Source organism: Lysobacter korlensis (genome assembly GCF_042434515.1).
On record NZ_JBHLTG010000002.1, the window covers coordinates 635,127 to 655,864 of the forward strand.

Genomic DNA, 20,738 nt, shown 5'->3' on the forward strand with positions numbered 1-20,738 from the left:
TCGATCGGTGTTGCGGTGTTACTGCCTACCGCCCGCTCGCCCGAATGGGCGGGCTGACGCGGGAGATGCGAGGCGCTCCAATGCGGCGGTGACCAGGAAGAACACCAGACCGAGGATGATCGCGCCCACGACGTAAGCCCAGGCGCGCGCATATGCGCTCGAGGCCGCCGACGTGGAGATGACGCCGCCGAGCCCGCCGCGCGGCCCGCCGAAGTACTCCGCGACGAGGGCAGAGATGACGGCGAGGGAGGAGGCGATGCGGATGCCGGTGAAGATGAACGGACGCGCGGCGGGAAGCGTGAGCACCCGCATCACCTGTCCGGGCTTCGCCGCATACGACCGCATCAACTCCCGGTGCACGGGCCTCGTCTGCCGGAGTCCGCGGAGGGTGTTCACGAAGACGGGCACGAACGCCGCCAGGGCAGCGATCACCTGGCGGCCGACCTGCGAGTCTGCGCCGAACATCGAGTTGAGGACCGGCGCCAGCGCGACGATCGGCACGACCGCGAGCGACGCGACGAGCGGAGCGGCCAGCGAGTCGGCGACGCGGCTCGCGGAGGCGAGGAGCGCCAGCAGGATGCCGACCACCGATCCGGCGACCAATCCGATGAGCGCATTCGTGCCGGTGATGACCCCCGCGGAGACCACCGTCGGCCAGAACTCGACGAACTCCGCGCCGATGGCGAACGGGCTCGGCAGCAGATAGTCATCCACCCCGGCGAAGCTGACCAGCGACTGCCAGATCGCGATCACCAGGATCCCGAAGGCGAGCGGCGCCGCGATGCGCGCGGTGGTGTCGCGCGCCGCGGCACCGCTTCGTGATGCGGGCTGAACCGTCACGGTGTCCTCGATCCGGGTCGCCGGCCGGCCTGCGAACCGGTGTGCAGGGCTTCACGGACCGCCGTCACCATCTCGAAGAAGGCGGCGTCCTCCCGCAGGTCGTCGGCCCGGTCCGCCGTCGCGCCCAGGTGCATCGGCACGACGGCCTCCACGCGGCCCGGCCGCGGCGACATGACGACGACCCGATCCGAGAGGAACACCGCCTCGGGGATGGAGTGGGTCACGAACACGACGGCGGCCCTGGTCTCCGCGCAGATCCGCACGAGCTCGGTCTGCATGTACTCGCGGGTCATCTCGTCCAGGGCGCCGAACGGCTCGTCCATCAGCAGCAGGCTCGGCCGCTCCGCAAGGGCGCGGGCGATGGCCGCCCGCTGCTGCATGCCGCCGGACAGCTGGTCCGGGTACCGGTCGCCGAACTCGCTCAGTCCCACCAGGTCGAGCAGCTCCCTGGCACGCGCCTTCCGGGCCGCGGAGCCGGTGCCGTGCAGCTCCAGCGGCAGCTCGACGTTGGCGGTCACGGTGCGCCAGGGCAGCAGCCCAGCCTGCTGGAAGGCGATGCCGTAGTCCTGATCGAGTCGCGCCTGCCGCGCCGTCTTGCCGAAGACCTCGATGGTTCCGGCGGTCGGCTCGTCGAGGTCCGCGATCAGACGCAGGAGGGTGCTCTTGCCGCAGCCGGACGGGCCGAGCAGCGACACGAACTCTCCCGCACCGACCGTGAGGCTCACCTCGGTGAGGGCGGTCATCCGGCCGGACGCCGTGTCGAAGATCTTCTCCACCCCGCGAACCACGACCGAGTCCACCCCGGCCGCGGTGTCGGGCCGCTGAGATCCGGATAGCGTCACGCGTTCACCTCCGCACGCCGGTAATTGCGCAGCCCCCCGCCGACGAGCGCGACCGAACCCGCGGCGACGAGCCCCAGGACGACGGCGCCGAAGATCGGCCCCCACGCCTTGGACGGGTCACCGCTGGCCTGGCCTGCGAACTGGATGATCATGCGGCCGATGCCGCCTTGGAGGCCTGTGGAGACCTCGGCCACGATCGCACCGACGACGGCGTTCGCTGCCCCAAGCCGGAGCGCCGGCAGCAGGTACGGCACGCTTGCCGGGAAGCGCAGCTTGACGAGGGTGCGCCACCAGCCGGCGGCGTACGTGCGCATCAGCTCCGTGTGGATGGTGTCCGGGGCCTGCAGCCCCCGGAGGGCACCGACCGCGATGGGGAAGAACGCCAGGTACGAGGCGATCACCGCAACGCTCATCCAGTCCTGCCACTCGAAGGCACCCAGCTCGATCCGCGAGCCCCAGCTGCGCACGACCGGCGCGAATGCGATGAGCGGCACGGTCTGGCTGAGCACCACCCACGGGAGGAGGGCGTACTCGGCGAGCCGCCAGCGGAGCATCACGAGCGCGAGACCGACGCCGACGACCACCCCGACGAGCCAGCCGGCCGCGGCGACCCCGAGTGTCGCCATCGATGCCCGGGCGACCTCCAGCCACAGCGGCAGGGCACCCTCCGCCCGCGTGACGGGGGCCAGCAATCGGCCGGCCATGTCCCAGACGTGCGGCATCGCCAGATCCGTGGTGCGCGGGAGGACGCGGGTGTCGCCGATCAGGAGGCCCTCGACCGGGCCGAGGAGCTTGTATGCCTCCCACAGCGCCGCGACGAGCAGCACGCCGAGCACACCGATCCCCCACCGGATGGCGGTGGCCCGGCTCGACCGGCGCCGGCGCAGCGCGGGAGGTGCGTCCTGAGCGGTCATGTGCGGGCGGCGATCTTGTCGGCGAGCGCGGGGATCACGGTCTCGCCGTACACGCGCAGGGTCTCTTCCTTGTTGTCGTGCTGCAGATACCCCGCGAACTGGTCGACGCCGATGGACTTCAGCTCCTCGAGCTTCTCGATGTGCTGCTCCGCGCTCCCGAGGAGGCAGAAGCGGTCGACGATCTCGTCCGGCACGAAGGCGGTGTGCGTGTTCCCCGCCTTGCCGTGCTCGTTGTAGTCGTAGCCCTGGCGGCCTGCGATGTAGTCGGTGAGCGCCTGCGGCACGGCGCCGGATGAGCCATATCGCGCCACGATGTCCGCGACGTGGTTGCCGACCATCCCACCGAACCAGCGGCACTGGTCCCGCATGTGCGCCCAGTCGTCCCCGATGTAGTTCGGGGCGGCGACACAGAACTTGATCGCATCCGGATCCCGGCCGGCCTTCTCCGCCGCCTCGCGCACCGATCGGATCATCCATCTCGCGATGTCGACGTCGGCGAGCTGCAGGATGAATCCGTCGCCGACCTGCCCGGTCAACTCGAGCGCCTTCGGCCCGTACGCCGCGACCCACACCTCCAGCTCACTGCCGACGCTCCACGGAAAATGCAGCGTCGCGTCGTGGTAGTCGACCGAGCGGGAGTTGGCGAGCTCCCGGATGACATGGATCGACTCCCGGAGGGTGGTGAGCGTCGTCGGCGACCCGCCGGTGACCCGCACCGCCGAGTCGCCGCGGCCGATGCCGCAGATCGTGCGGTTGCCGTACATCTCGTTCAGCGTCGCGAACAGTGATGCGATCACGGTCCAGTCGCGCGTCGCAGGATTCGTGACCATCGGTCCGACCTTCACCCGCCGGGTCTCGGCGAGGATCTGGCTGTAGATCACGAACGGCTCCTGCCACAGCAGGTGCGAGTCGAATGTCCACACGTAGTCGAACCCGTGCTGCTCGGCGAGCTTCGCGAGGGCGACGGTGCGCGATGACGGCGGGTTGGTCTGGAGTACGGTGCCGAATTCCATTCGCTACACCTCGCGCTTCCGTGCGAAAACGGCCGACTTCGGCGTGATCGGTGCGCCGCGGCGGGCCGGATACGCCGAAGCGGCCCGCATTCGGGAGTGGACGCCCATCAGACGAGGTACTGCGAGAGGCCGCGCTTGAGGTAGCGGCCGTCGCCCTTTGCGCCGAGGTACTGGTTGCCATCGACCACGACCTTGCCGCGGCTGAGGACCGTGTCGACGTGCCCGTCGATCTCGAAGCCCTCCCACGCGGAGTAGTCCATGTTCATGTGGTGGGTCTTCTCGATCCCGATCGAGGTGTGCCCGTTCGGGTCGTAGACGACCAGATCGGCGTCCGCGCCCGGCTGGATCACCCCCTTCGTGCCGTAGAGGCCGAACATCCGGGCCGGCGTCGTGGAGGTGAGCTCCACCCAGCGCTCCAGCGTCAGCTCGCCGGTGACGACACCCTGGTACATCAGGTCCATGCGGTGCTCGATGGAGCCGATGCCGTTCGGGATCTTGCGGAAGTCACCGAGCCCGAGCTCCTTCTGGTCCTTCATGCAGAACGGGCAGTGGTCGGTCGAGACCATCTGCAGGTCGTTGGTGCGCAGGGCCTGCCACATCGAGTCCTGGTGCCCCTCCGCGCGCGAGCGGAGCGGCGTCGAGCACACCCACTTCGCGCCCTCGAACCTGCCCCAGTTCTCGCTGGAGGCGCCGAGCTGCTCCTCGAGCGACAGGTACAGGTACTGCGGGCAGGTCTCACCGAACACGTTCTGGCCACGATCCCGTGCCCAGGCCAGCTGCTCCACCGCCTGCTTGGCGCTGACATGCACCACATAGAGCGGGGCGCCCGTGAGGTGCGCCAGCATGATGGCGCGATGAGTTGCCTCCTCCTCCATCTGCCAGGCGCGCGCGATGCCGTGGAAGTACGGATCCGTCTTGCCCCGCGCGACCAGCTGCTCGGCCAGCACATCGATGGCCAGGCCGTTCTCCGCGTGCATCATCGTGAGCAGGCCCGTGTCGGCGGATTTCTGCATCGCCCGCAGGATCTGCGCGTCGTCGCTGTAGAAGACGCCGGGGTAGGCCATGAACAGCTTGAAGCTGGTGACACCCTCGTCGATCAGGCCGTCCATCGCTGCGAGCGCGTTCTCGTCCACGCCACCGATGATCTGGTGGAAGCCGTAGTCGATGGCGCAGTTGCCTGCCGCCTTCTCATGCCACGCCGCGAGCCCGTCCTGCACCCGCTCCCCGGTTCGCTGCACGGCGAAGTCGATGATCGTCGTGGTGCCGCCCCAGGCCGCGGCACGGGTGCCGCTCTCGAACGTGTCGCTCGCGGCGGTGCCGCCGAACGGCAGCTCCATGTGGGTGTGGGCGTCGATGCCGCCCGGGATGACGTACTTGCCGGCCGCGTCAATCACGGTGTCGACGCTGCCTTCCAGGTCGAAGCCGAGGCGGGCAGAGCCCGGCTCCAGCACCGCGACGATCGTCTCCCCGTCGACCAGCACGTCCGCCGCACCGCGCCCGGTGGCGCTGACCACGGTGCCGTTCTTGATCAGGATCCTCATGCTCGTGCTCCTTTGCAGCAGTCGGCGGTCACGGCTTGGTGATGGCGGCGTAGGAGTCCGGGCGGCGGTCCCGGTAGAACTGCCACTGATTGCGCACCTGGCGGATCATGTCGAGGTCCAGGTCCCTGATGACGACTTCCTCCTTCTCGTTGCTGCCGCGCTCCCCCACGAAATTGCCCTGCGGGTCGGCGAACTGGCTGGTGCCGTAGAACGTGACGGCGAGGTCCCCGTACTCGTTGTCCTCGGTGCCGACCCGGTTCGGGGCGGCGACGAAGTAGCCGTTGGCCGCCGCAGCCGTCGCCTGCTCAAGGTCCCACAGCCGGTTGGAGAGGCCGGGCTTCGTGGCGTTCGGGTTGAAGACGATCTCGGCGCCGTTGAGGCCCAGCTCCCGCCAGCCCTCGGGGAAGTGGCGGTCGTAGCAGATGTAGACGCCGATCTTGCCGGCCGAGGTGTCGAACACCGGGTAGCCGAGATTCCCGGGCCGGAAATAGAACTTCTCGTAGAACTTGTCGAGGTGCGGGATGTGGTGCTTCCGGTACTTGCCGAGGATGGTGCCGTCTTTCTCCACGACGACCGCGGTGTTGTAGTAGACGCCCGGCTGGTCCTCCTCGTAGATCGGAAGCACCATCACGATGCCCAGCTCCTTGGCGAGCTTCTGGAACCGCTGGACCGTGGGCCCATCGGCCGGCTCCGCGTAGTCGTAGTACTTCGGGTCTTCCGTGATGCCGAAGTAGGGACCGTAGAAGAGCTCCTGGAAGCAGATGATCTGCGCGCCCTGCGCCGCCGCGTCTCGGGCGAACTGCTCGTGCTTGGCGATCATCGACTCCTTGTCGCCCGTCCAGGTGGTCTGGGTGATGGCGACGCGGACTACTGGCATACAAAACCTCCTGCTGCGAGAACCCCATTGTTCGGGGAAGTTGTTTCCTGAGTATTTCCCTTTGTGACCCGGAGGTAAATAGAGTTGTTGACAACGAACCCCCGCACCCGATTTGGCGCGGTGAGCTGATCCGTCTTGGGTCAGGTGGCGTCGATTGTCCGCGGCTCCCAGCCGCTGTTCCGCCCGCTCCCAGTGTCGCGAGACGTCGCACCGGAGGTTCTGTCATGCGCTCGGTCACAATGCTCGGTCCCCTCGGCCTCGCGGGCCTGCTTCTCGCGGGCTGCGCCAACGCGTCGCCGGAGCAGGCCGCGACGGGCGCCGCCGGGGCGGCCGTCACGGTGGACAACTGCGGCAGGGAGGTGACGTTCGACACCGCGCCCGAGCGCGTGGTCACGATCAAGTCGAGCACCACCGAGATGCTGCTGGCCCTCGGCGTCGGCGACCGGATCGTGGCGACCGCGTACCCGGACGGGCCGGTGCCGGAGGAGTGGGCCACCGAGGCACCGGAGCTGCCGGTGCTGGCCGATCGCGTGCCGTCCCAGGAGGTCGTGCTGGAGCAGGAGCCGGAGCTCGTCTACGCCGGCTGGGAGTCGAACTTCACGGCGGACGGTGCCGGCGAGCGGGAGTCCCTCGAGGCGCTCGGAGTGCGCACCTACGTGGCCCCCTCCGCGTGCAAGGGCGAGGGCTACCGTCCGAACCCGCTGACCTTCGACGACGTGTTCGCCGAGATCCGTGAGGTCGCGAGCATCTTCCGGGCATCCGCCGCCGGCGAGGGGCTCATCGCCGGGCAGGAGGCGCTGCTGGCGGAGGTGACGCCGTTGCCGGAGCCGGCATCGGCGCTGTGGTTCTCGTCGGGCACCGACACCCCGTTCGTCGGCGCCGGCATCGGAGCCCCTCAGCTGATCCTCGACACGGTCGGCCTCACCAACGTCGCGGAGCACATCGAGGACTCGTGGGCGCCGTTCAACTGGGAGGCCGTCGTCGACGCCGACCCGGACGTGATCGTGCTGGTCGACGCCGACTGGAACCCGGTGGAGCAGAAGATCGAGGTGCTCGAGTCGAATCCCGCCACCGCGAACCTCACCGCGGTGCGCGAGAAGCGGTATCTGACCATCGACTTCGCGGCGACCGAGGCGGGCGTCCGCACGGCTTCGGCGGTCGCGGAGCTGGCGGACCAGCTGGCGACCCTCGGCCTTGACTGACCCCGCTCGGCGTCGCCGGCGGTCGGCGCCGGTCGTCGCGGCCGCCGTGCTTGCGGCGACGCTCGTCGGGTCGCTGGTACTGGCCGTGACGTTCGGGCCGGCGGAACTGACCTTCGGCGAGGTGTGGGCGTCGATCGGCGGGCACCTGGGGCTCGGGGAGAGCCCGCTCAGCCGCCTTCGGGATGGCATCGTCTGGGAGCTGCGTCTGCCGCGGGTGCTGACGGCGGCCTGCGTCGGGGCGGGGCTCGCGATCTGCGGTGCGGTGATGCAGGCGCTCACCAGGAACCCGCTGGCCGACCCGTACCTGCTGGGGCTCTCCTCCGGCGCGTCGCTCGGCGCCGTGGCGGTGCTGTTGCTCGGCGTGTCGGTGCTGCTCCCCGCCGCGGCGTTCGCGGGCGCGCTGGCGGCGCTGGTGCTGACCCTCCTGCTGGCGAGCGCGATGGGCCGGATCACGCCGACCCGCACGATTCTCGCGGGACTCGCCGTGTCCTCCCTCGCGTCGGCGGTGACGAGCTTCGTCATCTTCTGGAGCGCGACCGGGGACTCCTACCGCGAGATCCTCGGCTGGCTGCTCGGCTCGCTGAGCGGCGCGCGCTGGCCGGCGGTCGCCATCGCCGCGACGGCGGTCGTGGTCGTCGGGCTCCCGCTGGTCGCCGGTGGCCGGGTCCTCGACGCCTTCGCGTTCGGCGACACGTCCGCCGCGGCGCTCGGCATCGAGGTGCAGCGCACCCGCTGGATAATGCTCGGCGCGACGGCGCTGCTGACCGGCGCGCTGGTCGCCGTCAGCGGTTCGATCGGGTTCGTTGGCCTCATCCTGCCCCACGCCGTCCGGCTCGTCTTCGGCCCCGGCCACCGGGCGCTGCTGCCCCTGTCCGCGCTGGTCGGCGCGGTCTTCCTGGTCTGGGCGGACACGCTGGCCCGCACCCTGTTCGACCCGCGGGAGCTGCCAGTCGGAATCGTCACGGCGATGGTCGGCGCGCCCGTGTTCGCGGCGCTGCTGCTGCGTCGCCGGAGCATGGCATGAGTTCTCTGGGCGCGAGCGGGCTGGAGGCCGGGCGGGTCCAGGTGCGCGCCGGCGGAAAGCTGATCGTCGACGGCGTCGACCTGCGCGTGCAACCCGGATCGCTCACCGCGCTGGTGGGCCCGAACGGCGCAGGGAAGTCCACCCTGCTGCGGGTACTCGCCGGAATCGACCGGCCGGACAGTGGCGAGGTCCGGTTCCGCGGCGACGACCTCTTCGCGATGCGCCGGCGGGCCCGCGCACGATTGGCGGCGCTCGTGGAGCAGGACGCCGTCACGGATCTGCCGCTGACGGTGCGCTCCACCGTGGCCCTCGGCCGCCTGCCGCACGAATCGCTGCTGGGCGGCACGGATTCGGACGCTGCGGACATCGTCGGCCGCTCCCTCGCCCTGGTCGGGATGACGGGATTCGCCGACCGGGAGCTGCCGACGCTGTCCGGCGGTGAGCGGCAGCGCGTGCTGCTGGCAAAGGCACTCGCCCAGCAGACGCCGCTGCTGCTGCTGGACGAACCGACCAACCACCTGGACATCGCGGCGCAGCTGTCGGTGCTGGCCCTGCTGGAACGGGTGGCATCGACGGGCGCCACGGTGCTCGCGGCGCTGCACGACCTCACGCTCGCCGTGGCCTTCTGCCACAGCGTGATCGTGATGGCGGGCGGCCGGGTCGTCGCCGCCGGATCGACTCGCGAGACCCTCACCCCCGCCCTGCTGCGCGACGTCTACGGCGTGCGGGCGGTGCTGCTGGAGAGCCCGGTCGACGGCCGGCCGGTGATCTCGTTCAGTCCCGGGACCCCGGAAGCATGAGCAGCAGCGACCGCGGCGCGAGGAACGCCAGCAGCCGCTCCCCGAGCCCCCGCAGCCGGGACAGCGCGTCGCGCACGGCATCCACGTCCTCGGGGGACGGCGCGACCCGGGTCGACGCGTAGGACTCCGCCTCCACTGACTGCCGAAGCCGGCTCACCGCGTCCTGGGCGTCCGGGGGAAGCCCCTGGGCGATCCGTCCCGCTGCCACCCGTGCGGTCTCCGTCGAGCGGATCGGGATGCCGAGGTCACGAGCCGTGTCGAGCGTCTCGGTCCACGCCGCCGTGGCGGGTTCCGCCCCGCTCCGCACGTTCCGCAACCGGCGACGCCGCCGGACCACGCGGGTGCCGGCCGGCACCAGCAGGAGCGCGACGGCTCCGAGGAGAATCCCCGCCCCGAGCAGTGGCCCCGAGGCGTCGGCGCCGCCACCGAGCGGCGCGCCTGCAGTCGCTTCGTCCTCCGGCAGCTCCACCGGCGCCCGCGTCGGCGCTGTCGTCGGCTGCGCGGTCGGCTGGGACTCGTCGACCTCCGGCGTGGAGGGGTCGTCCGGCGTCGTCTCGGCGCGGTAGTCCGGGCGGTCGCCGCGACCGGGGGTCGGCTCGAAGCGGACCCAGCCGACGCCCTCGAAGTACAGCTCCGGCCACGCGTGCAGGTCGTGCGTGGTGACCTCGAAGTGGCTGAACTCGCCATCCCGGAACTGCGGCTGACCGGGCTGGAAGCCCACGACGACCCGCGCCGGGATCTCCAGCGTGCGGCTCATCACGGCCATGGCGGATGCGAAGTGAACGCAGTAGCCGCTGCGGACCTCGAGGAACTCGCTGACGGCGTCCATGCCGGTGCCGTCGAACTCCCCGTCCACCGGCGCCTCTTCCGAGTAGCGGAACTCCCCGTCCGTGAAGAAGCTCTGCAGCGCGACGGCGCGGTCGTAGTCGGTGTCTGCGTCCCTCGTCACCTCCACGGCGGTGGCCGCGATGTTCTCCGGCAGGTTGTCGGGGACTGCGGTCAGCTGCGGCGGCGTGCTCACCGACGGCGCGGCGTCGAGCTGCTCCTCCGTCGGCCGGAGGCTGAGGCTGGAGACGGTGTACAGCTGGCGGCGGGCGTTCGCATCGGGTGTCCGAACGGCGAGTCCGTCCCGCTCCCAGAACCAGGATCCCTCCAGCCCCTCGATGCTCGTCGTCGGGTACGGCACCGGGAGCCATCGGGCGGCGAGGTCACCGATCTCGACGGTGGTGCTCACCTCGGTGCGCGCCACCGCATCCGTGAGTCCCGGCGGGTCGGCGAACTCGACCACCGTGTTCTCGAGCTGGGTCTGCACCTGCAGCGGCTCCCAGCGGTCGCCGGAGAAGCGGGTGAGCGTGGTGAGCTTGAAGTAGACGGCCTCGGTGGAGCTCGTCGTGTAGGTGAACGCGAGCGTGGAGTTCGGCCGCCGGAGGTCCTGCCCGAGGTCGATCACCGGGTTGATCCCGATGCTGGCGGCGCCGCTGGCGCCTGGTCCGCCCGCGGCGCTCGGGGACGGGACCGCACCCGGCAGCACGAAGGCGAGCACCAGCGCCGACGCGCCGAGTGCGAAGGCACGAACGGGCTCGCGCCGCCGCCGCTGCAGCTGCAGGAGTGCGAGGTAGGTGGCCGCGGTGAGGACGAAGAAGACGGCGTCGAAGTCTCCGGGACGGACGACCACGGGCACCGCCATCAGCGCGAGAGCCGGCACGGCGGTGAGCGCGGGCGCGCGGAGCGGGAAGGCGAAGGTGTCGGCGGCGAGCGCGAGGAAGCCGAGGGCGAGTGCCACGAGGAACGAGATCCCCGTCGTGACGTCGGCGGGAGCCGCCTGCTCCGCGATGGAGATCCGGCCTTCCCGGACCAGCTCGCCGGCGCGCTCGAAGCTGCCCTCGAGCGGCACCAGCCCGAGCAGTGCGGTGTCGCCCGCGAAGACGAGGGTGAGTCCGCAGACCAGGGCGGCGGCCCCGGCGATGAGCGGCAGCACCCGCCCCGGCCGCGCGACCCGAACGACTCCGGCCGCCGCCAGCACCAGGCCGGCGATCAGCAGCGGTGGCAGCCACCAGGCACCGCCGGTGAGGAGCACCGAGAGCGACCCCAGCGAGAAGGCGAGGAGCAGCAGCAGCGCTCCGGAGAGCGCCCAGTCCTGGCGGACCGACGAGCGCGGGCGCCTCCCGCGGGTGGCAGCAGAGGGTCGGAGATCAGCGGACACGGAGCGGCTCCCCTTGCCGGACGGCCAGGGACCAGGCCTCGACGGGGTCGGAAGCCGGGTCGACCGAGACGCAGAGCCACCCGGCCGCTTCCAGGCGCTCCCGGGTGGACCGTCCGGCCGACGGGAGCACGAACGCGGTCGCGCGGTCGCGGCCGGAGCGGAGGTCCGACATCCACCGGACCATGCGGGTCGACGAATCCGCCACGACGGCGAGGACGGGCGCCGGATGGTCCATCCAGTGCTGCGGCCGGCCCTCCGGCTCTCGGGCGTCGAGCAGCTCAGCCGCTGCCAGCGACTCCAGGAACGCACCGTCGCGGGTCGCGTCGGTCATGCCCTCGACCGGCGCGATGAGCTGCGCGCCCGCAGACTCGAGGATCGTCACGCGGAATCCCTGGTCGCTGAGGTGCGCCGCCATCGACCCGGTCATCCGGATCGCCCACTCGAAGCTCTCACTCTCGCTCGGTCCGAGCATGGGGCCGAATGCGACATCGTCGTAGGCGGCCCGACGCGTGTCGAGCACCAGCCGGACCTCCGGGTGGCTTCGCGGCTCCTCCTGGCGCACCATGAGGTCGCCACGCCGCGCGGACGCCTTCCAGTGCACACGGCGAAGCGCGTCGCCGGGCCGGTACTCCCGGGTGATCAGGTCGTCGAAACTGCCGGATGCCCGCCGCTGGATCACTGTCGACTCCCCCTCGGCCCGGGTGAGCGCGCCGCCGGTGGTCGGGAGCCGCACGAGCGGCGGAGCGACGATGAGCCGGTCCCCCGACCCGACCCGGAGCGTGGTGCGCACCAGCCCGAACGGGTCCTCGTAGTCCACGACCAACGGCCCCACCGCGAAGATTCCGCGGTGCGGCGCCCGGATCGTGTAGCGCAGCCGGGTGGCGCGGCGCGGTGCGATCGGCGGGATGGGGATGACGGGACCCGGGGCCGTGCTCCACGCCACCTGATCGGCCCCCTCCGCGCCCCCGGACGGCGTCCAGCCGGTGTTCCTGGCATCGATCTCCACGGCGACCGGCGCCCCGGCGGTCGCGACCGGCGGCCCGAAGCGTCGCACCACGGCGAGGCGTGGCCGCCGCAGCACCGAAACCAGGATGCTGGCCGCCAGCAGTGCCGCGGCGAAGCTCGCGAGGTAGAGCGCCTCACGGTATCCGGCGGCGTAGGCGATCACCACCGCTGTGAACGCGCCGACGAAGATCGCCCAGCCGCGGCGGCTCAGACGGAGTCGCCCTCGCGTGTGCGCCATGTCACACCGGTGCCGGCCCGAGAGGCACCGGCGTCTCGGCGACGATGCGGCGTACGATGTCGGCGATGGTCGCATCCCCGACTCCGACGCTGCGTGCGTTCGGCACCAGTCGGTGCTCGAGGACCTGAACCGAGAGCGCGTCGATGTCGTCGGGCAGCACGAAGTCGCGGCCGTCGAGCGCCGCCCGACCCTTCGCGGCCCGGACCAGCTGCAGTGTGGCGCGTGGGCTCGCCCCGAGCCGCAGCTCACGGTCGCGCCGGGTGGCCTGCGTGATGGCGACGGCGTAGTGCTCGACGGCGGGGCTCACGTAGACGCGCCGCACCTGGGCGATCATCGCCAGCAGCTCGTGGGTTCCGACGACGGGCAGGAGCGCATCCAGCGGGCTCGACGTCTCACGCTGCCGGAGCATCGCCAGCTCGCTCGCGGCGTCCGGGTATCCGAGGGAGATTCTCGCCATGAACCGGTCCCGCTGCGCCTCGGGAAGGGCGTAGGTGCCCTCCATCTCGATGGGGTTCTGGGTCGCGATGACGGTGAACGGAATGGCGAGCGGATAGGTCTCGCCGTCGACGGTGACCTGACGCTCCTCCATGCTCTCGAGCAGCGCCGACTGCGTCTTCGGGGACGCCCGGTTGATCTCGTCGCCGATCACGAGGTTCGCGAACACGGGTCCCGGCTTGAACTCGAACACCCGCTCGACCGCATCCCACACGGAGACGCCCGTGATGTCGGCGGGCAGCAGGTCGGGGGTGAACTGGATCCGCGACACGCTGCAGTCGAGGCTCCGTGCCAGCGCGCGGGCCAGCATCGTCTTGCCGACGCCCGGCACGTCCTCGATGAGCAGGTGCCCCTCGGCGAGGATCACGATCAGCGCGGTCTCGATCTCGTCGCGCTTTCCCTCGATCACGGACTCGACGGCGGTGACGATGGACCTCGCGGCACGGCCGAGCTCGTCGGGCGTCGCCATCTCTGAAGGCGACTGCACGTCGGTGTGCTCGGAGGGTGACCCCGCCGCGAAGCTGTTCACGCGTCGAGTCTGCCAGATGATCGCTCGGAGAGCGCCTGGGAGGTTGAGGGATTGACAGCGCCGGACGCCGCCCGCCCTGCCTCGAACCCGGCCCGCCATGCCTCGTCACTGCCCTGCCGGAACAGGTCCTCGGATGATGGCCGCACGATGCTGCGCGCGCCGGGCGCATCCTGCTCGGTCACCAGGTGCGCCAGTCCGCGGATCACGGCGACAGGCCGGCCGTCCGCCTTGCCCTTGACGAGTTCGGCGGCGGCGGCCAGCTCGTCGGCGACCGCGACGATCGTCGCCTCGAGACGGCGACCGCCCGCATCCTCCGAGCCGCGCAGGTCGTCCAGCACGACGACGCCCGCGGCACCGATGGCGACGTCGGTCTGCCCGAGCCGCCACGGCCGGCCGAGCGTGTCGCTCACGACGACGCCGAGCCGCACCCCGAACCGCTCGCGAAGCGCGACGCACAGCGCCCGCGCCGAGCCATCGGGATCCTCGGGCAGCAGCAGCACGGTCCCCTCCGGGGTGTTGCTGGAGTCGACGCCGGCGGCGGCGAGCACCAGCCCCTGCCGGTTCTCGACGATGCGCGTCATGCCGCCAGGGTGTGCCCGCGTTGCGACGACACGCACCGTCTCGGCGGTGATCGCGTCCTCGCGGTCGGCTGCGGACACCTTGCGGCCCTCCGCCTTGCTCACGATCTTGGAGGTCACCACGAGGATGTCGCCGTCCGCCAATGAGCCGTCCAGCGCGTCGCCGACGACGGCGGCGAGATCATCGCCGGGCCGGACCTCCGGGATGCCGTCGATCGCGAACACGCTGAACGCTGGTGTCGCAGCCATCACCGGGTGAGCTTCGGCAGCACCTGCTCGGCGAAGACGTCGATCCACTCCCGCTGGTTGCGGCCGACGTTGTGCAGATAGATGCGGTCGAAGCCGAGGTCGACGAAGCGCTGGATGTAGGCGCGGTGCGCGTCGGGATCGCTGGAGATCACCATGCGGCCCTCGAAGTCCTCCGGGCGCACGAGCTTGGCCATCTGCTCCAGCTCGAACGGCGAGCGGATGTCGCCCTTGGGGAACTTCATGCCGCCGTTCGGCCACTCGACCATGGCGTTGGTGAGTGCCTCCTCGTCCGTGGGCGCCCAGCTCAGGTGCAGCTGCAGCACCTTCGGCATGGTGGAGGGATCCTTGCCCGCCTCGCGGGCGCCCTCATCGAACTTGGCGAACAGGCCGGAGATCTTCTCCAGCGGCGCCCCGACCGTGATGAGCCCGTCCACCGTGCGGCCGGCACGCTTCGCCGTGACGGGACCCGCGGTGGCGACGAGGATCTCCGGCGGCGTCTCGGGCATGGTCCAGAGACGGGTCGACTCGAGCTTGTAGAACTGCCCGGAGTGCTTCACGTCCTTGCCGGTGAAAAGCTTCTTGATGATGTCGATCGCCTCGAACATCCGGGTGATGCGTTCGGGCGCCTCCGGCCAGTACTGGCCGGTGATGTGCTCGTTCAGCGCCTCACCGGAGCCGAGCCCCAGCCAGTGACGGCCGGGGTACATGGCGGCGAGGGTGGCACTCGCCTGCGCCACCATCGCGGGGTGCCAGCGGAACGTCGGCGCGGTCACGCCGGGACCCATGTCGCCGGTGGTCCGCTCGCCGATCGCGGTGAGCACATTCCAGACGAATGCGCTCTGCCCCTGCTGCGGCACCCACGGCTGGAAGTGGTCCGCCGCCATGACCCCGGAAAAGCCTCTGCTCTCGGCGTAGGCGGAGAGCTCGACCGCTTCGGTGGGATGGAACTGCTCGAGCATGGCGGCGTAGCCGACGGTCAGGGAAGCCATGCCATCATCCTTCCACTGCGCGCTGGAGCTTGCGCGGTGGCGTCCGGGTACTACTTCGGGCTGGTCAGGTAGGTCGACACCGCACGCGGCACGTACGGGGAAACGTCACCGCCGAGCGCCGCCACCTGCCGCACCAGCGAGCTGGAGACGTGGGCGTTGGCGGGATCCGGCAGCATGAAGATCGTCTCGACGTTCGCGAGGTTGCGGTTCACGATCGCCATGGGCGTCTCGTAGGCGACGTCGATCTGCGACCGGACGCCCTTCACCAGCACGCTGGCCCCGACATCGGTGCAGTAGTCGACCAGCAGGCCGACGCTCCAGGCCGTGACGACCACGTCGCCCTGCACACGGGCGTCGTCCAAGGATTCCTGGATGAGTGAGACCCGCTTCGCGATCGGCAGCATCGCCGACTTCTCCGGGTTGTGCACCACCACCACATGCAGCTGATCGAACAGCCGCGCCGCCCGGGAGATGACGTCCAGATGGCCCTTGGTGACAGGGTCGAACGACCCAGGAACGACCGCGATCCTGCTCATGATCGCCCACCCTATCGGTCGCTTGTTACCGTTCCGTTACAGGCGCGCTGGCGCCGGCCGCGCCCGCCGTCGGCCCGCGGCGGTTCAGGAACCCGGTGGAGCAGCCTCAGCTCTTCGCGAGGAAGTCCCGCTCGCCGTCGTCGAGGCGGCGCCCGATCGCCTCGAGGAGTGCCGGATGTCCGGTCAGCTCCGAGTCGGCCTCGACGAACGGGGTGGCGAGGGCGCGGGCATCCGCGATGAGCTCGCCGTCCTTCGCAACCCGCAGCAGCCGCAGCGACGACCGCCCGCCGGACTGGACGCTGCCGAGCACGTCGCCCTCCTGCCGGAGGTCCAGGTCCTTCTGCGCCAGCTCGAATCCATCGGTCGTCGACGCCACAGCCTCCACGCGCTCGCGAGCCAGCGTCTCCCGCTCCGCCGCCGTGACGAACAGGGCGAGGCCGGGCACGCTCCCCCGGCCGACCCGGCCGCGCAGCTGATGCAGCTGCGAGACCCCGAACCGGTCGGCGTCGAGCACCACCATGGTCGAGGCGTTCGGCACGTCGACGCCCACCTCGATCACGGTGGTGGCGACCAGGATGTCGATCCGCCCAGCGGCGAAGTCGCGCATCCGGGCGTCCTTCTCGTCGGCGGGCATCCGCCCGTGCAGGGGCTCCACCCGACGTGCCGCCAGCAGCGGGTGCGCGCGGACCGCCGCCGTGACGTCCGTGACGTTCGCCCGCTCCGTGCCCATCCCCGTCCACGCGCCGCCGCCGTTCCCACTCGGCGCGGGCGGCGCATCCGTGTCGGCCTCCGGCGCATCGGCCGGCTCGTCGGTGGTGCGGTCGATCGCCGGACACACGATGAACGCCTGCCGCCCTTGTTCGAGCTCTTCCGCCGTGCGCTCCCAGACCCGGTTCAGCCAGCCCGGCCGGTCGGCGAGCGGAACGACGTGGCTGGCGATCGGCGACCGGCCGGCCGGCAGCTCCGCGATGGTGGAGACATCGAGATCGCCGAACACCGTCATCGCCACCGTGCGCGGGATGGGCGTGGCGGTGAGCACCAGCACGTGCGGCGGCGTGTTGCCCTTGAGGCGCAGCGCCTCCCGCTGCTCGACGCCGAAGCGGTGCTGCTCGTCGACGACCACCAACCCGAGGTCGAAGAACGACACGTTCTCGCTCAGCAGCGCGTGCGTGCCGACGACGATGTGCGCGGCCCCCGACACCACGGCCAGCATGGCCTTCCGGCGCTCGGCGGCGGGCATCTGCCCGGTCAGCAGGGTCGGCCGGAGCCGCGCCGCGAGATCCGGCCCCAGGGACCGCACGATGGAGCGCAGGTGCTGCGCGGCCAGCACCTCCGTCGGGGCGAGGAGCGCGCTCTGGCCGCCCGAGTCGGCGACCGTCACCATGGCGCGGAGCGCGACGAGCGTCTTGCCGGAACCGACCTCACCCTGCACCAGCCGGTTCATCGGGGCGTTCCCGGCGAGGTCGGCCGCGATCTCCTCGCCGACCCGCCGCTGGTCTCCGGTCAGCGCGAACGGGAGGGCGCCGTCGAACTGGCCGGCGAGCAGCCCAGGTGTGCGCGGGGTGGCCGCGCGGGTGCGGAGCTGCGCCCGCTGCTGCAGCAGCGCCGCCTGCAGCACGAACGCCTCCTGGAAGCGCAGCGTCGTCCGCGCCGAGCTCCAGTCTGCCTCGGACTCCGGGCGGTGGATGAGCTCCAGCGCCCGGGCGAACGTGAGCAGCTTCCGGTCTGCCCGGATCGGCTCGGGCACCGGGTCGTCGAGCGCCCCGAGCCCGTCGAGGACGACGCCGACGGCCTTCTGCACCTGCCAGGATGCCACGGTGGAGGTCGCCGGGTAGATCGGGATCGGGTGCTCCGCCCACCGGCGCGCGGTCTCGGGGTCGGCCGCGGCCTCCGCGTCGAAGAGCTCGTAGTCCGGATGGGCCAGCTGGAGCGCGCCGCGGTAGTCGCCCACCTTGCCGGCGAAGATGCCGCGCACCCCCGGCCGCAGCTCCTTGTCGCGCCAGGCCTGGTTGAAGAACGTGAGGGTCAGCACGCCCTTCCCGTCGGTGATCTTCACCTCGAGGATCGACCCCCGGCGCTGCCGCATCGGCCGGTTCTTCACCTCGATGACCTCGGCGACGATGGTGACGTTCTCGTCGACGGGAAGCGTGTTGAGCGCGGTCAGCTCACCGCGGAGCGCGTACCGGCGGGGGTAGTGGCTGAGCAGGTCGCCGACGGTGCGGTGCCCGAACGCGCGCTCGAACGCGCCCGCCGAGCGCCCGCCGAGCGTGTTCGCGAGCTTGGCGTCGAGCGGCGAGGTCACCCGAGAAGGCTACCCAAGACGGCGGACCTCACCGCCCGTTGGTCACAGGTCGAAGGCGTAGCCGTTCGTCTGGCGCACGGCGCGGCCGATCTGCTGGACGAAGCGGTCGTCGTTGATCTCCAGGGACCGCAGCTGCCGGTTGACCTCGCGCTCGGCGGACTTCAGGAAGTTCATCGCCACGGTCTTCTCAGCGCCGGAGATCTGCAGCCCGTCACGCTCGAACACCGCGCTCGCCCGGCTGATCACCGCCACCTGGGCGTAGATGCCGGACGCCGCGTTGGCGAGCCGCTTCTGGATCAGCTGCTTCTCCTGCACCTTCTTGCCGTGCTTGCGCAGCGCCGCCTCCGCGCGGTCCCGCAGCCGCACCGTCTGCTCCGACACCGCATTGACCCGGCCGGCGAACGTCGGATGCGCGCCGCGCAGCTTCTCCGGGCGCACCCGGCGGGTGATCCGCCCCGCAACATACGGGCCCAGTACGCCGATCGCCTTCCCCGGGTCGGTGATCTTCAGGCTCGCGACATCCGGCAGGTCCTCGCTGAGCGCCTTCAGTCCGTTCAGTGCGACGTAGGCGCGCATGACGTCGTTCGATCCCTCGAAGATCGGGAAGATGCGGAAGTCGCGGAGCGCCTTGGCGAGCGGGTGGTCCGCCATGAACGCGGTGCCGCCGTGCAGCTGGAAGGCACGGTTCAGCCCGTACCAGCCGAGGTCGCTCGCCTCCACCTTCGTCATCGCCGACTCGAGCGAGAAGTCAGCCTCGCCCCGGTCGACGAGTCCCGTGGTGAGGTAGGAGGCCGACTCCAGGCCGTAGATCCTGGTGTTCATCCAGGCGAGCTTCTCCTCGACCATCTCGAAGTCGATGAGCTCACGGCCGAACTGGCGGCGGGTGGACGTGTGCTCGAGGGCAAGGTCGAGGAATCGCTTCATACCGCCGGAGATCGAGGTGCCCATCGACATGCGGCCGTTGTTGAGGGTGTTCATCGCGATGCGGAAGCCGTCTCCCGGTTCGCCGAGCAGGTTCTCGGCGGGCACCCGCACATCCCTGAAGTGCACCCGCTGCAGTGAGTTGCCCTTCAAGCCGAGGGTTTCGAATCGCGGCCCGGTGGAGAGCCCCTCCATGCCCTTCTCGACGATGAGCGCCACGTGGCCGAGGTCGCTCTGCGCGAAGACGGTGAGCACGTCCTTGTCACCGTTGCCGATCCAGCGCTTCTCCCCGTTGAGCAGCCACGACCCGTCGCTCTGCCGTTCGGCCCGCGTCTCGAGGTTGTAGGCGTCGGAGCCGACGTTCGGCTCGGTCAGCACGAACGCGGCGAGCTTGCGGCCGGCGGCGAGGTCAGGCAGCCAGCGCGCCTTCTGCTCCTCGGTGCCGTAGAGGTGCAGCGGCTTGGTGCCGATCGACTGGTGCACGCCCATCACGACGGCGAGGGTGCCGTCGACCTTGCCGAACTCCTCCATGACCCGGCAGTAGCCGCTCTGACTGAGGCCCCGGCCGCCATACTGCTCGTCGATGAAGAGGCCCGTCAGCTTGCGCTCCCCCAGCTCCCGGATGGTGTCGTCGCCGACCCAGCCGTCCCGTTCGGTGCGCCACGGGTCGTACGTGGCGGTGAGGAACTCCCGAGCGGTGGTGACCGCCTCATCGACCCGGGCACGCTCTTCCGCGTCGAGCAGCGGGTACGGCATCACGAGCTCGGACTGCAGCGCCCCAAGGAACATCGATTTGGTGAACGAGGGCTTGACGGAACGATCGACGCTGGACATGTCTCGTATTGTTCAGCTGCGGGTACGGATGATCGAATCCGTTGTCGTCAGTCTCCAATCTGCGGCGGATCACTCCGACGCCCTGTCATACGTCACCCACATTGGCCGCGACGAAATGAGCGCGTTCCTGTCGAAGAGGCATGAAGCGTCGCAACCATCTGACGGAAGCGCGATCATCCGCGGGACGGCACGGCCGAGCCGCCCTCGGTAGGCTCGCCGGGTGACTCGGATCATCGCGGGGTTCGCCGGTTCGCTGCGGCTGAAAGTGCCGCCGGTGGGAACCCGGCCGACAAGCGACCGGGTGCGGGAGGCGATCTTCAGTGCCCTGGATGCGCGTGGCGTGCTTGCGGGCGCGCGCGTGCTCGACCTCTACGCGGGGTCAGGGGCGCTGGGGCTGGAGTCGGCGTCGCGCGGCGCCGCCCACGTGACCCTGGTGGACCGGGCCAACGCGGCCAGCCGGATCGGCAGCCAGAACGCGGCGCTCGTCCGGCGACAGGCGCCGAAGGACGCCCAAGTCGAGATCGTGGTCTCGTCGCAGCCGGTGCAGTCGTTCCTCAACGCCGCCGTGGATTCCTGGGATGTGGTGTTCCTGGACCCACCGTATGACCTGCGCGAGGCGGAGCTGCTGCACAACCTGGAAGCGCTCGCCCGGCACCTGAACCCCGACGCGGTCGTGGTGCTCGAGCGGAGCGCCCGCGACCCGGAGCCGGATTGGCCGGAGGGACTCGCCGCCGAGCGGCGGAAGGACTACGGGGAGACGGCGATCTACTGGCTCAGCGCGGCCTGAGCGGGTGGCAGACTTCTGG

At 70.7% G+C, this 20,738-nt stretch carries 18 protein-coding genes; 4 read left to right on the top strand and 14 right to left on the bottom strand.

Annotated features, from left to right (window positions below; genetic code table 11):
* Window positions 1-18 precede the first annotated feature (18 nt).
* From ACFFGH_RS12460 to ACFFGH_RS12485, 6 genes are all read right to left on the bottom strand, one after another.
* Window positions 19-840: an ABC transporter permease gene (locus ACFFGH_RS12460; RefSeq protein WP_386668691.1), complete on the bottom strand. Its 822-nt coding sequence runs from the start codon at window positions 838-840 to the stop codon at window positions 19-21.
* Window positions 837-1,682 (bottom strand): ABC transporter ATP-binding protein, encoded by an 846-nt coding sequence (locus ACFFGH_RS12465; RefSeq protein ID WP_386668693.1) that lies wholly within the window; start codon window positions 1,680-1,682, stop codon window positions 837-839. Before ACFFGH_RS12465 ends, ACFFGH_RS12460 begins: the two co-directional genes overlap by 4 nt.
* On the bottom strand, window positions 1,679-2,596 hold the full coding sequence (locus ACFFGH_RS12470; protein WP_386668695.1) for an ABC transporter permease: 918 nt from the start codon (window positions 2,594-2,596) through the stop codon (window positions 1,679-1,681). The genes ACFFGH_RS12465 and ACFFGH_RS12470 overlap by 4 nt, the downstream gene beginning before the upstream one ends.
* A complete protein-coding gene (locus ACFFGH_RS12475) occupies window positions 2,593-3,609 on the bottom strand; it encodes a TIGR03842 family LLM class F420-dependent oxidoreductase (RefSeq protein ID WP_386668697.1) in 1,017 nt (338 codons plus the stop codon). The genes ACFFGH_RS12470 and ACFFGH_RS12475 overlap by 4 nt, the downstream gene beginning before the upstream one ends.
* A 107-nt stretch (window positions 3,610-3,716) precedes the next feature.
* Window positions 3,717-5,150, bottom strand: a complete 1,434-nt coding sequence (gene hydA / locus ACFFGH_RS12480; RefSeq protein ID WP_386668699.1) for a dihydropyrimidinase — start codon at window positions 5,148-5,150, stop codon at window positions 3,717-3,719.
* Between the two features lie 28 nt (window positions 5,151-5,178).
* A complete protein-coding gene (locus tag ACFFGH_RS12485) occupies window positions 5,179-6,027 on the bottom strand; it encodes a nitrilase-related carbon-nitrogen hydrolase (protein WP_386668701.1) in 849 nt (282 codons plus the stop codon).
* A gap of 224 nt (window positions 6,028-6,251) precedes the next feature.
* Here ACFFGH_RS12485 and ACFFGH_RS12490 point away from each other — a divergent pair, with 224 nt between their 5' ends.
* Genes ACFFGH_RS12490 through ACFFGH_RS12500 form a run of 3 tightly spaced genes read left to right on the top strand, consistent with a single transcriptional unit; the run spans window position 6,252 to window position 9,053 of the window.
* Entirely contained in the window at window positions 6,252-7,229 is a 978-nt protein-coding gene (locus ACFFGH_RS12490) for a putative F420-0 ABC transporter substrate-binding protein (RefSeq protein WP_386668703.1), read from the top strand.
* Window positions 7,222-8,253: a putative F420-0 ABC transporter permease subunit gene (locus tag ACFFGH_RS12495; RefSeq protein ID WP_386668705.1), complete on the top strand. Its 1,032-nt coding sequence runs from the start codon at window positions 7,222-7,224 to the stop codon at window positions 8,251-8,253. Before ACFFGH_RS12490 ends, ACFFGH_RS12495 begins: the two co-directional genes overlap by 8 nt.
* Window positions 8,250-9,053, top strand: coding sequence for an ABC transporter ATP-binding protein (locus ACFFGH_RS12500; protein WP_386668707.1), 804 nt, complete (start codon window positions 8,250-8,252; stop codon window positions 9,051-9,053). The genes ACFFGH_RS12495 and ACFFGH_RS12500 overlap by 4 nt, the downstream gene beginning before the upstream one ends.
* Here the strand turns inward: ACFFGH_RS12500 and ACFFGH_RS12505 are convergent.
* The 8 genes from ACFFGH_RS12505 to ACFFGH_RS12540 form a co-directional block, all read right to left on the bottom strand.
* Entirely contained in the window at window positions 9,028-11,256 is a 2,229-nt protein-coding gene (locus tag ACFFGH_RS12505; protein ID WP_386668709.1) for a transglutaminase TgpA family protein, read from the bottom strand. The genes ACFFGH_RS12500 and ACFFGH_RS12505 overlap by 26 nt on opposite strands.
* Window positions 11,246-12,499: a DUF58 domain-containing protein gene (locus ACFFGH_RS12510; protein ID WP_386668710.1), complete on the bottom strand. Its 1,254-nt coding sequence runs from the start codon at window positions 12,497-12,499 to the stop codon at window positions 11,246-11,248. Before ACFFGH_RS12510 ends, ACFFGH_RS12505 begins: the two co-directional genes overlap by 11 nt.
* Before the next feature lies 1 nt (window position 12,500).
* On the bottom strand, window positions 12,501-13,523 hold the full coding sequence (locus ACFFGH_RS12515; RefSeq protein WP_386668712.1) for an AAA family ATPase: 1,023 nt from the start codon (window positions 13,521-13,523) through the stop codon (window positions 12,501-12,503).
* On the bottom strand, window positions 13,520-14,350 hold the full coding sequence (locus ACFFGH_RS12520; protein ID WP_386668714.1) for a coenzyme F420-0:L-glutamate ligase: 831 nt from the start codon (window positions 14,348-14,350) through the stop codon (window positions 13,520-13,522). The genes ACFFGH_RS12515 and ACFFGH_RS12520 overlap by 4 nt, the downstream gene beginning before the upstream one ends.
* On the bottom strand, window positions 14,350-15,339 hold the full coding sequence (locus ACFFGH_RS12525; protein WP_386668716.1) for a TIGR03557 family F420-dependent LLM class oxidoreductase: 990 nt from the start codon (window positions 15,337-15,339) through the stop codon (window positions 14,350-14,352). Before ACFFGH_RS12525 ends, ACFFGH_RS12520 begins: the two co-directional genes overlap by 1 nt.
* A gap of 50 nt (window positions 15,340-15,389) precedes the next feature.
* Entirely contained in the window at window positions 15,390-15,875 is a 486-nt protein-coding gene (gene coaD / locus ACFFGH_RS12530) for a pantetheine-phosphate adenylyltransferase (protein ID WP_386668718.1), read from the bottom strand.
* Between the two features lie 106 nt (window positions 15,876-15,981).
* Window positions 15,982-18,177: an ATP-dependent DNA helicase RecG gene (locus ACFFGH_RS12535; protein WP_386668720.1), complete on the bottom strand. Its 2,196-nt coding sequence runs from the start codon at window positions 18,175-18,177 to the stop codon at window positions 15,982-15,984.
* Between the two features lie 42 nt (window positions 18,178-18,219).
* Window positions 18,220-19,932, bottom strand: a complete 1,713-nt coding sequence (locus ACFFGH_RS12540; RefSeq protein WP_386668722.1) for an acyl-CoA dehydrogenase family protein — start codon at window positions 19,930-19,932, stop codon at window positions 18,220-18,222.
* 220 nt (window positions 19,933-20,152) lie between these two features.
* Between ACFFGH_RS12540 and rsmD the strand changes: the two genes are divergently transcribed.
* Window positions 20,153-20,719 carry a 16S rRNA (guanine(966)-N(2))-methyltransferase RsmD gene (gene rsmD, locus ACFFGH_RS12545; protein ID WP_386668723.1) on the top strand — a complete coding sequence of 189 codons (567 nt, stop codon included), beginning with the start codon at window positions 20,153-20,155 and terminating at the stop codon, window positions 20,717-20,719.
* The last annotated feature ends 19 nt before the right edge of the window (window positions 20,720-20,738 follow it).

Coding starts and splice junctions, on each gene's coding strand:
- ACFFGH_RS12500 (WP_386668707.1), top strand. CDS start 8,250: ATGAGTTCTCTGGGCGCGAGCGGGCTGGAGGCCGGGCGGGTCCAGGTG.
- ACFFGH_RS12510 (WP_386668710.1), bottom strand. CDS start 12,499: ATGGCGCACACGCGAGGGCGACTCCGTCTGAGCCGCCGCGGCTGGGCG.
- ACFFGH_RS12485 (WP_386668701.1), bottom strand. CDS start 6,027: ATGCCAGTAGTCCGCGTCGCCATCACCCAGACCACCTGGACGGGCGAC.
- ACFFGH_RS12490 (WP_386668703.1), top strand. CDS start 6,252: ATGCGCTCGGTCACAATGCTCGGTCCCCTCGGCCTCGCGGGCCTGCTT.
- coaD (WP_386668718.1), bottom strand. CDS start 15,875: ATGAGCAGGATCGCGGTCGTTCCTGGGTCGTTCGACCCTGTCACCAAG.
- ACFFGH_RS12525 (WP_386668716.1), bottom strand. CDS start 15,339: ATGGCTTCCCTGACCGTCGGCTACGCCGCCATGCTCGAGCAGTTCCAT.
- ACFFGH_RS12540 (WP_386668722.1), bottom strand. CDS start 19,932: ATGTCCAGCGTCGATCGTTCCGTCAAGCCCTCGTTCACCAAATCGATG.
- hydA (WP_386668699.1), bottom strand. CDS start 5,150: ATGAGGATCCTGATCAAGAACGGCACCGTGGTCAGCGCCACCGGGCGC.
- ACFFGH_RS12475 (WP_386668697.1), bottom strand. CDS start 3,609: ATGGAATTCGGCACCGTACTCCAGACCAACCCGCCGTCATCGCGCACC.
- ACFFGH_RS12470 (WP_386668695.1), bottom strand. CDS start 2,596: ATGACCGCTCAGGACGCACCTCCCGCGCTGCGCCGGCGCCGGTCGAGC.
- ACFFGH_RS12520 (WP_386668714.1), bottom strand. CDS start 14,350: ATGGCTGCGACACCAGCGTTCAGCGTGTTCGCGATCGACGGCATCCCG.